This is a genomic window from Ravibacter arvi (assembly GCF_039540405.1).
Lineage (GTDB): Bacteria > Bacteroidota > Bacteroidia > Cytophagales > Spirosomataceae > Ravibacter > Ravibacter arvi.
In genome coordinates this window covers 119,892-132,338 of record NZ_BAABEY010000025.1, presented here as the reverse complement: position 1 = coordinate 132,338, position 12,447 = coordinate 119,892, and the positions used below count along the sequence as shown (strand labels likewise).

The 12,447-nt window shown below is 52.2% G+C and carries 9 protein-coding genes; 4 read left to right on the top strand and 5 right to left on the bottom strand.

The features are described from left to right. Positions 1-3 precede the first annotated feature (3 nt). The 4 genes from ABD852_RS13855 to ABD852_RS13840 form a co-directional block, all read right to left on the bottom strand. Positions 4-1,110 carry an efflux RND transporter periplasmic adaptor subunit gene (locus tag ABD852_RS13855; RefSeq protein WP_345029859.1) on the bottom strand — a complete coding sequence of 369 codons (1,107 nt, stop codon included), beginning with the start codon at positions 1,108-1,110 and terminating at the stop codon, positions 4-6. Between the two features lie 106 nt (positions 1,111-1,216). Further along, positions 1,217-2,455, bottom strand: a complete 1,239-nt coding sequence (locus tag ABD852_RS13850) for a TolC family protein (RefSeq protein ID WP_345029858.1) — start codon at positions 2,453-2,455, stop codon at positions 1,217-1,219. A 141-nt stretch (positions 2,456-2,596) separates the two neighbouring features. After that, the gene (locus ABD852_RS13845) at positions 2,597-3,970 is read right to left on the bottom strand and encodes a sensor histidine kinase (protein ID WP_345029857.1); all 1,374 of its coding nucleotides are present in this window, start codon (positions 3,968-3,970) and stop codon (positions 2,597-2,599) included. 75 nt (positions 3,971-4,045) lie between these two features. Next, positions 4,046-4,726, bottom strand: coding sequence for a response regulator transcription factor (locus tag ABD852_RS13840; protein WP_345029856.1), 681 nt, complete (start codon positions 4,724-4,726; stop codon positions 4,046-4,048). Between the two features lie 78 nt (positions 4,727-4,804). Between ABD852_RS13840 and ABD852_RS13835 the strand changes: the two genes are divergently transcribed. The 4 genes from ABD852_RS13835 to ABD852_RS13820 all read left to right on the top strand — a co-directional run bounded on the left by ABD852_RS13835 (position 4,805) and on the right by ABD852_RS13820 (position 9,603). Continuing rightward, positions 4,805-6,523, top strand: coding sequence for a PHP domain-containing protein (locus ABD852_RS13835; protein WP_345029854.1), 1,719 nt, complete (start codon positions 4,805-4,807; stop codon positions 6,521-6,523). Positions 6,524-6,529: 6 nt separating this feature from the next. Beyond that, positions 6,530-7,570 (top strand): LacI family DNA-binding transcriptional regulator, encoded by a 1,041-nt coding sequence (locus ABD852_RS13830; RefSeq protein WP_345029853.1) that lies wholly within the window; start codon positions 6,530-6,532, stop codon positions 7,568-7,570. A gap of 77 nt (positions 7,571-7,647) precedes the next feature. Further along, complete coding sequence (locus ABD852_RS13825; protein WP_345029852.1) at positions 7,648-8,382, top strand: RluA family pseudouridine synthase; 735 nt, start codon at positions 7,648-7,650, stop codon at positions 8,380-8,382. Between the two features lie 39 nt (positions 8,383-8,421). Continuing rightward, the gene (locus tag ABD852_RS13820; protein ID WP_345029850.1) at positions 8,422-9,603 is read left to right on the top strand and encodes an AGE family epimerase/isomerase; all 1,182 of its coding nucleotides are present in this window, start codon (positions 8,422-8,424) and stop codon (positions 9,601-9,603) included. A 5-nt stretch (positions 9,604-9,608) separates the two neighbouring features. Here ABD852_RS13820 and ABD852_RS13815 read toward each other — a convergent pair whose 3' ends face one another. Then, on the bottom strand, positions 9,609-12,440 hold the full coding sequence (locus ABD852_RS13815) for a PVC-type heme-binding CxxCH protein (protein ID WP_345029848.1): 2,832 nt from the start codon (positions 12,438-12,440) through the stop codon (positions 9,609-9,611). Positions 12,441-12,447 lie beyond the last annotated feature (7 nt).

The following is a 12,447-nucleotide window of genomic DNA, read 5'->3' as shown; positions in this document are numbered from 1 at the left end:
CCCTTAGTTTTGGAAGTTCTTCAACTGTTCAAAAATCAGGAGCTGGTTCCTGGTAATGACGGACTCCGTGCTGTCCGGTCCTTCTGACAGGTAGGTAGTTGCCTCGTCCTGGGCGATGATTTCAACTTTCCTGATGGCGAGCCGGCAATCATTTTGATAGACAACCACATAATTCCGGTTATCGTCGAACACGAGGGCGCTGGTCGGCAGGCTCCATGCTGAGCGGTCCACGGGTTTGACAACGTTGATGTCCACCAGCATCCCCGGCTTGAGTTTCATGTCTTTGTTCGGAAGCTCAATTCTGGCTTTCAATACCTTGGCTTCTTCGTCCATGACCGAATTGATATTGGTTATCTTTCCTTTGAATTGCTCATCAGGATAGGAGAGCGTGGTGATGCCAACCCCCATTCCCTCCGTGATATGGGCCACGTTGGTTGCATGTATATTGGCCAGTATCCAGATCTGGCTGAGGTCCGAGACCGTGAACAGCGGGCCGGAGTCGGGTGAAATCCGGCTGCCCGCGGTGACCGATTTGGATGTAATCACACCGCTTGCCGGCGCCAGTATCTGGAAAACACCCCGGGTTACGCTGGCGCTGTAAAGGTTGAGGTTGGCCGAGGTGCGGGCCAGATCAGATTGGAGAATCGCCAGGTCGCTTTGCGCTTCCATAAGTTCCCGCTCCGACGATACACCGTCAGCGAACATGCCTTTTACTGATTTAAGCCGTTTCTCAGCAAGCTCGATCTTTGATTTTAAGGTGGTCAGCTCCGACTGCAGGGCGGAAAGCTCTGTGCTTTGCATTTCGGCAAGCACCTGTCCCTGCCGGACTTTGTCGCCGATTGAAAAGTTTACGCTCGTAACGACACCGCTTACCAGGCTGACGAAGGAGACCACGCGGTCGGGGTTGGCCTCAATGGAGCCTGTAAGGTGAATGGACTCCGAAACTTTACCGAAAGCAGGTTGGGCAAACGTTAGCCGGGATTTGAAAGCGGAGTCCAGGCAGTAAGTTTCCGGTTTTTCAGGGGCGGTTTCCCGGTGTTCCGTTTTTTCGCTGCAGGCAGCTATGCCGATCACCAGCACAATAAGTAAAAAGGGGAATTTGCGAAGCATTCTGAAGTGTCTAATTATGAAATGGGGGTGAGGTGTGAGGTGTGAGGTGTGAGTCGTGAGCGGTGAGGGATGAGCGCCCCATACCTCACTGCTCATACCTCACACCTTACAACAGATCGCGGCCGACCGCGTAGTTAAGTTCCTGCAACCGTTCGTTCACGGACTTGTAGGTTTCGAGAATGGTTTGTTTGTTATCCAGGTAGGCATTCATGAAATCCAGGAATTCGAGCATGCTCAGGTTCCGATTCGAGAAATTTTTGGTATAGGCACCCAACATATTATCAAGAGCGCCTTCATAGCCTTCCTCAATTCTGGATGCAATGTGGTAGGCGCTCAACAGGTTCCTGTAGGCAAGCGAGACTTCATTTTCCACTTTCCGGGTTTGATAATCGGACACCTTCTGCGCCTGTTCGGCAACAATACCCGCACGGCGGATATTGCCCTGGTTGCGGTCAAAGACCGGAAGGTCAATCGAAGCTCCTAATCCGAAAAAGTTGAGCATGGCGTTGCCGTTCCGGTCATAGGTTCCTTTGATCGTCAGGTCGGGGGTACGCCGGGCCTTTTCATAGTCCATTTGTTTTAACGCCAGTGTATGGTCGAGCAGGCTGGCGCGCAGATCCGGCCGGTTCTGTTTGGCTTCTTCCATGACTTCGGGGAAGTTAACCTTCGGAAGCGCTGCTGTCGGAATACGGAATCCGTCTTCCGACACGATTAAAAAGCGGTCCGCCGGGATGTTGGCCCATTGCCGGATGGCGCTCTGCGATTCATTTTTCTGTTGTTCCAGGTCGTTCATGCCTTTCAGTATTTCCAGTTCCAGCGATTTGAGCCGGACGTACTCGCTGCGCGGTATATGGCCTTCCTGCACCTGTCGCTGATAGGCGGCCAGCAATTGCCGGACTGCCTCCAACTGCTTCTGGTAGGTGGTTTCCCGGAGCTGGAGGTGCTGCAATTCTATGAGGTCCTTGCGCAGTTCCAGTTTGAGGTTACGGAGAAGTTCCTCGAAATAGGCGAGCGATTGATCTACCTTTACCTGTTCGACCGCTATCAGTTTCCCGCGTTTCCGGGCCGTCAGGATCAATTGTTCGATTTCAGCCCCGAACTGGCGGTTTTTTCCGAAGTTGCCGAATAGCGGCGGAACTACCTCGTTGCCGCCCGTTTGTGACCGGGTTGCCCAAAGGTTTACCTGGTCCAGCGTAAATTGAGGATTGGGCCAGAGCCGGGCCTGCTGAACCAGGGCTTCGGCTTTTGGGATTTCCAGCTTTTCCGCCAGCAACAGGAGATTTTCACTGAGAAATTTAGCTTCACAGGCCGCTTTGGTGAGCCGGAGGGTGTCCTGCGCCCGCACTGAAAGCAAGGGGATTAAAACGGAAAAAAGTGAAATCAGACAGGAAGCTGCAACGCGCATAATTTGTACAATAGGACGTATCTACCGTGCAAATTTTTGAACGATAACCTTAAAATTGGCTTAAAAAGGATAAAAATTAACTTAAGGGTTAATCGGCAGCGTCACCTCAAAAACATTGGCGGGCTCGGTACCTGCATGATACCGGATGGTGCCGTTGTGGTGCGCGATTATTTTTTGCGTGAGCACCAGTCCGAGGCCGAATCCCTTGTGCGGAAGGCTGTTGCGGCCCCTGAAATATTGCTGAAAAAGAAACTGTTGCTCCTCTTCCGGGATGGTTTCGCCGTTGTTAAAAAAGCGGATGGAGAGTTGCTGCGGGCGGGAGCCGTCTATCCTGATTTCGACCTGGTGGTCAGATGCGTAGGTGGCCGCATTGGCCAAAAGGTTCAGGAAGGCGTGACGAATCAATATTTCGTTGACCTGTAGCGTTAGTTTTTTGTCGTCAATGTCGGTAGGAAAATAGTGGATCGCGATCCTGACCTGCGGGTAGATCAGGCTCAGTTCGTCGATCAGGTCAAACAGAACTTCGTCAAGTCGGGTCGGCTGTTTAAGAATTACCTGGCCGGACTCAATTTTGGAGATTTCCAGCAAAACCTGGATTACTTCGCCGAGGAGCTTGGCTTTCTCGGCCTGTTGCCCGAGCCCGTACCGGATGGCCAGAAGATCCTGGCTCGTGGAAAGGCGCTCCAGCTCCGAAACCAGTACCGCGATCGGTGTCTTGAGCTCATGCGAAATGTGGTGAATGGTATGTTTCTGAAAGGCGAAGGCTTTGTTGGTTCTTTTCAGTAATTCGTTGAACCGGCCGGTCAGGTAAAGCAGCTCGAAAGTAGTAGTGTCGGCGCTCAGTTCCGAAACTTTTTCACGGCTCAGATCATAATTGTTGAGGCTTTCCGCCAGTGATGTAATCGGCCTGGCGATTTTGTTGGAGAGATAAAGAGATACCATTACTACTACGATGGAAATGGAAAAGAACATGATAATGAGCACGTTTCTCAGGAACTCCATCTTGGAATGACCCAGGCTGTCGAATGCCTTGCTGATGGCGTAGTAGCTTTTGTGATTGTGTTCGGTGTAGACCCCAACCAGGTCATAGGCGCCTTCCCTGCTTTCGATCCATCTGACTGCCGGTGATAGTTGTTGCAGGATATGGCGGGCATCGCGAATCGGAAGGCTGTCTATACTGGCAAAAACCAGGTCCTTCTGACCGTCGTATATGAGCAGTTTTTCATCGTAAATGTCATGCAGGGTTTGCTCATCCACCAGGAATGCCAGCTCCTCGCTCATTTCTTTATACTCGGCAAGCATGCGGATGGTGCGGGTAATTTTTTCGCTCTGATGCTGCTGGAACTCTTCCTCGCGATTGGCGGCAAAAAGCAGGTAAACCACCGCAAACGACACCGCCGTAAGCGCAATGACCGTGCTCGAAAAGTAGATTAGTATTTTGTTCCTGATTTTCATGAGGGAGGTGTGAGCTATGAGGTGTGAGGCTTGAGGGATGAGAGGGATGCGCGCTCACACCTCACCCCTCATACCTCACACCTCAAGAAAATAGCCATATCCGACTTTGGTCCGGATGGTCGTCCTGTTAAAAGGTTTGTCCAGTTTATTGCGAAGGAAATTTACATACACTTCGACGGTATTGGTATTAAAGCCTGCAATGCCGCCCCAGATTTCGCTGATCAGTTCATTTTTGGAAACGATTTCCCCGGGCGTAACCGCGAGGCGCAGGAGAATCTGGTATTCTCTTGGTGTCAGCTCTACCTCTGTCCCCTGCCGCCATACTTTTTTCTGCCGGCGGTCAATCGTGATGTCACCTGCCGTTACCCGGTCATCCACCTGGTTGTCATCTGCTATCCGGCTTCTTTTAGTGAGTGACTGAACGCGCAGGATCAGCTCGCGCATGAAAAACGGTTTGGTAAGATAGTCGTCGGCGCCGCAATCAAAGCCTTTGATCTTGTCTTCCAGCTCGCTGAAAGCCGTTAACATTAAAACGGGTGTCCTGGAATTGTAGGTGCGGAACTGCCTGCAAAGATCAAAGCCGGACTTCCCCGGGAGATTGATGTCCATTACTACACATTCATATGTATTTTGTTGCAGCATGCGCTCCGCCAGCAAACCGTCAAACACGTTATCGACCAGCATTCTCTCGGCGGTCAGCGCCTCTTTGACATTGCCATTCAGGGTTGGGTCGTCTTCGATCAATAGAATTCTCATGTTAAACAAAATTAGCGGTAATTTCCTAATTTTAGCTTTGCATCAGAAGTTGTACGTCAATACAAACCCGACAAATAAATGACCAACGAAGATATTGTTGAACTGCTGGATCTGAGCGCCAAATTGATGGAGCTTCACGGCGGGGACCCCAATAAAATTAAATCTTACGGAACCGCGGCGTATTATCTTGACAAGTTCAATGAGCGGCCGTTTTCCGAAATGACGGAGGCCGAGCTGGTTAAACTTCAGGGAGTGGGCAAGAGTATCGCCGCCAGGATTATAGAAATTGTGAATACGGGAACATTCCCGGAGCTTCAGGTATTGCTGGAAACCACCCCGGAAGGTGTGCTCGAGATGTTCAGGATCAAGGGGATCGGTGTCAAAAAGATCCAGGTTATCTGGAAGGAAATGGGGATAGAAACCGTCTATGAGCTTGAACAAGCCTGTCTGAACGGATCGGTGGCGAAGCTCAAAGGTTTTGGCGGCAGCACCCAGCAGAAAATACTGGAATCCATAGCTTTCCTGAAAAATCAGCAAGGCAAGGTAAGGATGGATAAAGGCGCTTACCTGGCCGGGAAATTAAAAGAAAAGCTCGAACAACATTTCAGCAGCGTTGCGATTTCAGGCGACGTAAGGCGCGGAGCCGAGATTGTTGACCGGATCAGCCTCCTGATCGGGGCCGATTCACCCGTGAGCGTTCAGCGGGTTTTGGATGGAGTGGAAGACCTGGTTAAAAACGAGAAAGAATCAAGCCCCTTTATCTGGCGCGGCATACTGCGTGATTCTTCCCTGCCCGTAGATATCAGGGTAGTGGCGCCCGCACGCCTGGCATCCGAGCTGTTTCTCGATTCTGCCGGCCCCGACCACCTCTCCAGGAGGGCCGTTGACGGAACAAGCCTCTTCCAGTTGGTGAGCAGGAACAATTTTGAAACCGAAGAAACCATATACGAATCGGCGGGCCTTCCGTTTATTGTCCCCGAAATGCGGGAGGGTATTCACGAGTGGAGCTGGTCTGAAAGCCGGAATGCAAATGAGCTCGTGACCTGGGAAGATCTCCGGGGGATCCTGCACAACCACAGTACCTATTCCGACGGTCGCAATACGCTGAAGCAAATGGCGGATTATTGCCGGGAGCTTGGGTTTGAATACCTGGGAATTGCCGACCACTCTCAAAGTGCGGCCTATGCCAACGGCCTCACGCCGGAGCGTGTGTCTGCCCAATTGTCGGAAATCGACTTTTTGAACACGCAATATGCGACCGACGGCGGACGGCCTTTTAAAATCCTGAAGGGAATTGAATCCGATATTCTCGGTGACGGCTCGCTGGATTATACCGACGACGTACTGGCCGGGTTCGATTATGTTGTAGCCTCGGTCCACAGCAACCTGACCATGACCAAAAGCAAGGCGATGGAAAGATTGCTGACCGCAATTGCCAACCCTTTTACGACCATACTCGGGCACCCTACCGGCAGGCTTTTACTTTCCCGGGCGGGTTATGAGGTCGACCATAAAGTAATTATCGACGCCTGTGCGGCACACAATGTGGTGCTTGAAATCAATGCAAGCCCGTGGCGTCTTGACCTTGACTGGCGATGGATCCAGTATTGTATGGAGAAAGGTGTGCTGCTTAGCATCAACCCCGACGCGCACGAAACTGCCGGTTACCACGACATGCGGTACGGCGTTACGGTGGGACGAAAAGGCGGATTGACCAAAGCGAGTACATTTAATGCGCTGAGCCTGACTGAAATAGAGGCGTGGCTCGACAACAGGAAACGACAGTTGATGATCTAATCACCAATGGCAAAAGAATCAGACCGGCCGGTTACCATTAAGGATATTGCCAGGAGGTTCCGTTGTTCACCGTCAACGGTTTCCCGCGCATTGAACGATCATCCCGCCATCAACGAGGATACCCGCAAAAATATCCAGGAGTATGCGCAGGAGGTAGGGTATCAGCGTAATGAGTTGTCGCTCAGTCTCCTGAATAAGAAGAGCGATTCGCTGGGGGTGGTTGTCCCTACGGTCAGCGCTTACTACGAATCGGCAATGATGGAAGGGCTTCATTCCGTTTTGCAGCCGCTGGGCTATACGCTCAATATCTGCGTGACCAACGAAAGCTATCTGCTGGAGAAAGAGCATATCAACAAATTGCTTTCCAACCGTGTGGAGGGAATATTTCTGTCGGTGTCGCAGGAAACCTATGATTCAGGGCATTACAAACACCTGCAGGCGGTGCTTTCCAGGCGAATACCGCTCATCTTTATAGATCGGGAATATGAAGGTGTTACCGCAGACCGTGTCATGGTAGACGATTATCACGGCGCGTTTTCGGCCGTGGAGCATCTTGTTCAGATGGGGTGCCGGCGTATTGCGCATTTGCAGGGGCCGCAGGGCCTTACGGTGTCTGAACAACGCCTGAGAGGCTACCGGGATTGCCTGGCACGGTACAATATCCCACTGGATGAAGACCTGATAATGGGTACCAATTTCAAAGTAGAAAGCGCCATCGTGCCAACAATACGTCTTTTCGGACTGAGCAACCCGCCCGACGGTATCTTTGGCGTCAACGACCAGGTGACCATCGGCGCCATGCGGGTGGCTATCGATAAAGGGCTCCGGATCCCGCAGGACGTGGCTTTCGTCGGGTTTGATAATTCGCCCATTGCAGCCTACATCTACCCGTCGCTGACTACCGTTTCCAGGCCGGGGCGAAAGATAGGAGAGGAGGCGTCACGCCTCTTCCTGAGACAGGTGATGAGAAACGAAGATGCCCGTGCGGAAAACCTGGTCTTGCCTTCCGAGCTCGTCATCAGGGAGTCCTCGCTGCGTATTATGTGAGGTTACCGTTATCTCCTGCACAATAAGCGTTACCTTTGTGCAAATTTTAAAGGCAGTAACATAAAAGAAACGGAAGAATGAGCAGGGGTAGGCCTTATCAGATCGTTTACGAAGACAATCATTTATTAATAGTCAACAAGGCCGCAGGCGTGCTGGTACAGGGAGACGGTACAAGGGATAAAAGCCTGGTGGATTTCCTGAAAGGTTATGTGAAGGACAAATACGAAAAGCCTGGAGAGGTTTTTCTGCATCCGGTGCATCGCCTGGACCGGCCGGTGAGCGGACTGGTGGTTTTTGCGCGGACGTCGAAGGCGTTGGAGCGTATGAATGCCATTTTCAGGAAAAGGGAAATTCAAAAAACTTATTGGGCGGTGGTAGGCCGAAAGCCGGATAACAAGGACGGAAAGCTGGTGAACTGGCTGGTGAAAGACGAGAAACGTAACCAGGTGGAGGTTTTTGACCGTGAGGTTGACGGGAGTCAGAAAGCTGAGCTTACCTACCGTTGGTTGGGTGAAGTCAATAAATTTCACCTGTTGGAGGTGTCGCCCATCACCGGCCGCCCGCACCAGATCCGGGCGCAGCTCGCGCACATGGGGTGCCCCATCCGCGGTGATGTGAAATACGGGTTCCCGAAATTCAACCCAGAAAACAATATTAACCTGCATGCACGCAGGTTGTTCTTTGAGCACCCCGTCAAAAAGGAGCCGGTCCTATGCCGGGCCGGGGTGCCGCTCGATCCTTTCTGGGAAGAATTCCTGACCCTGGATAAGGAGGAAATCAAGCTCGATAACATGAAATGGTTGCATGAATAGCCAGGACTAAATAGTAATAAATCCCGAAATCCCCACGCTATGGAAGACTTAACCAAATTCAGGGAAGAAATGGCGACGGAGCTTTCGCGGATACTGGACTATTGGGGGACCAATGCCCCGGACCGCCAGCATGGCGGGTTTATCGGCAGAATTGATCACGACGGCAAGCGTTACCCCGAAGCCGAAAAAGGCGGTGTACTCAATGCCAGGATACTCTGGACCTTCTCGGCTGCATACAGGGTTCTTAAAAAGCCGGCTTATCTCGATTTGGCGAAAAGAGCCTATACGTACCTGCGCGATCATTTTTATGACCATGAAAATGGCGGGACCTATTGGGCGGTAAGGGCGAATGGAAGTCCGGCGCAAACCCCCAAATTCGTTTACGGGCAGGCCTTTTCGATCTACGGGTTAAGCGAATACCATGCGGTGTCGGATGACGTGGAAGCGCTTGCTTTCGCCACCGAAATCTATGAACGGCTGGAGGAGTTCAGCTATGACCATGAATCGGGGGGCTATATAGAGGCCTTCTCGAAAAGCTGGGAGCCTTTGTCCGACATGCGCTTGGGCGGCGGCGGCTTAAATGCCCCGAAAACGATGAACACGCACCTGCACGTGATTGAAGCCTACGTGAATCTCTACCACGTCTGGCCCGATATCAGGCTCAGAAAAAGTATTGAAGGACTGCTGGAAGCGTTCGACCGGCATATCATTCACCCGGAAACCAGCCAAATGGTCTTATATGCCACTATGGATTGGAAACCGCTGTCCCGCAGCGTCTCCTTCGGGCACGATATAGAAGCTTCCTGGCTGTTGCTGGAATCTGCCGAAGTACTGCACCAGGAGGCGGTGTCCGAAAAGTGGCGCAAAAAATCGGTGGAAATGGCCCGGGCAACCTTTGCCGGCCTGGCGCCCGATGGAAGCCTTTACTACGAATACAACCCCGACAACGGGCATTGGGACAAACACCGCGAATGGTGGGTGTTTGCCGAAGCCATCGTAGGTTATCTCAACGCCTGGCAGATAACGAAAGACCCGGTATTTCTTACCCGCATGCAGGAGATGTGGGCTTTTACCCGCAAATACATCCTGGACCTGAAGGGCGGGGAATGGTTCACCGGCGTCAATGACGACTATACATTGGCTAATGGCAATAAAATCAGCTTCTGGAAATGCCCTTATCACAATTCCAGGATGTGTATGGAAGTTTTAAAAAGAGTATAGCTGCTTTATTCTTTTCCTGCAAGCAGCTCCAGTTCCCGGTGGTACCGGTGCCCCTGGCTTTCCAGGTTTGTTTTTAAGTGCTGAAGCGCACGTTTTGCCGGTGCCCCTTCAACTGCCTTCAACCGCCTGATTACATAAGAGAGCATCTCAGGCGCCGCGGCTTTCAGCGCGAGTGCTGACGCTTTTCCGGGATTTTCAGCCACGGCAGGCTCAAATGCATACCACAACATCAGGGGTTGATTCTGGTCCTTGGCATCGCCGGACAAAGGAAGCAGGTTGGCAAGTACCCCCCAACGGGCCGCAACCGGCAGCCGTTGCAGTGCGGACGCCAGGTACAGCCTGACCAGCGGCGGATTTTCCTGGCGGGAAAGAGCGGTCAATGCTTCCGTCCATTTTACCGATGCGGGAAACAGCTCGGTGCCCAGCTGGATCGCCCAGCTCCGGATGTATTCATTTTCGTATGCCAGCAGGCCGATATAGTCCTGCTCGGTCAGGCTGCCGGTAACGTGCAGGGTCCAGAGAATACGCAGCTTGCGGGGGATGTCGGTGCTTTCTCCCATCATTTTCAGGAGTGTCTTCCGCTCTTTGCGCGAAATGCCCCGCTCCTGCAATAGCTGCCGGGACTGCCGGACAAACCACTCGTTGGGATGCAGCAGGTTTTTTATCAACTCTTCATTTTTTGCCTGGTACAGGTCGACTTTTACTGCTTTGTCGTTCTGATGCGCGAGTTTGAAAATCCGGCCGAGGGTCTTGTCATGTACATCCGGGTTCGGGCTGTGGCACTGGTTTTTATCATACCAATCAATAGCATAAACCGATCCGCCGGCGTCGTAACGCATATTAAGCCATTGCGACCACGAGTCGTTCATCTCCATGAAATCGGGCTCATGACTCGCTACGTACCCGGTACCGGAACGCTTCGGATAATCCACATTGAGCCGGGCGCCGTTGATGTTGTTCATGAAAATCTTGTTCCTGAAGCCTTCAGGCCAAGATCCGCCCAGGTAAATCATGGCGCCGGCATGAGCATGACCCCCGCCTTTTTTTGCTGACCGGAAATTGCCGGCATGTGGCCCGCGGTCTCCTACCCAATGCACATGATCGGCAATGGTCTTAATGTCGTCGAAGGTAAACTCGTTAAAGTGTTTGCCCCCCTGGCGCTGGTAGCGGGCTCCCTGGATTACGTGGTACAAATGCGGAAGCACGCACGCGGTAATGAAGGCATGCCCGTAGTCGTTGAAATCGATCCCCCACGGGTTGCTCGTGCCATGCGAGAAAATCTCGAACTCATGACGCACGGGGTGATAGCGCCAGACTGCCGCATTAAGCGGTGTTCTTTGGGCTTCCGGCGTGCCCGGCTTGCCGACTTTGGAATGAGTAAATACACCGTGAACGCCGTATAACCAGCCGTCGGGTCCCCACCGAAGGTTGTTCAGCGTTTCATGAGTGTCCTGGTAACCCCAGCCGTCCAGTAATATTTTTGCGGGGCCTGCAGGTTGATCTTTCGAAAAATCGACCGGTACGAATAGCAGGTGCGGCGCTGCACCTATCCAAAGCCCGCCCATTCCCAACTCAATACCGCTTACAAGGTTGAGGCCTTCCATAAATACTTTCCGGTTATCGAGCGTGCCGTCGCCATCGGTATCCTCAAAAATAAGGATCCGGTCTTTGCCTTCATTTTCTTTGGCCTTGACCGGATAAGTGTGGCCTTCCGCTACCCAAAGCCTGTTTTTTGCGTCTATGGTGAAACTGATCGGCCGGATTATTTCAGGTTCGGAAGCTGCCAGAGTCACCTTGAAACCTTCGGGCGCCGTCATGTATTTAGCTGCATCCCGGCCAGAGAGCCCAGCATATTTGATAACATCTACCGGCGGTAGGGCGATAATGTCTTCCTTTTTAAGCTCATTTTCGAAGACCGGCCGGGTCGTATGAAAAAGGAAATCATCAAAGTTAAGATGAGCAGACTTGTCATCTTTTATGTAAGGAATGGTTGAAATCCCGGTTTCCTGGTCGACGAGGCGGATCCGTATGAGCTTGTCTTTCCATTTTCTTAAGTCCACGACAACCGGCTGCAGCGGGAGCCGGCCGGAACCCGTAATAGAAAAGAACGGAACAGTGCCGCCCTCTTCTGTAAGTTCTACACGCGTATCTTCAAGCGCACCCCCCGAAACCCGGAAAGAAGCATACGGATGTGTCACCTTAAACGGAGCAGATACCAGGACGCCGGTCTGGCGGTAATGGGCGGTTCCACCCGAAGAAAAAGCATAATGGCCGCCTATACCGAGTTGAGTTTTTTCGTCATGATCGGGGGAAGGGTCCTGGTGGACCATCAGGGGTTTATATCCCGAACCCTCGGTTGTCCAGTCAGTGAAATCCCCGGTTTCGAAGTTGAGGTTCATCCTGCGCCCTTCTTGTAGCGGAATTTCTCCCGCTACCTCCGCCACGTTGGTAAGCGCCCCTTCTACGATCGCTATCTTTCCTGCCATACCCGCAATCCTGTGGCCGGGTATGGTACAGTAATACACGTCATCCTGCAGGGCAATGAATTCTATCGAAGCCGTATCACCTTTCTCCAGAACCGGCCGGGTTTGAACCTGGTGTTTCTCCAGGGCCAGGTCGTGCGGCATGAGCTCACCGTTTACAATCATAATCCGGACCTTGTCGCCTTTGTTGGCCTTAAGTGTCGGGTTTCGCATGCCGTCTTTTTTGAAATAGCCGAGCATGGTGCTTTCCAACACATAGTTCCTGGTTCTGGAACTGTCGGAAACAAAAAGCCCCTTGCCTGAAACGGGTGCTGAAAGTAAGGCGAAAAGCAGCAGGTAAACTGAACGGTGCATGCGGTGC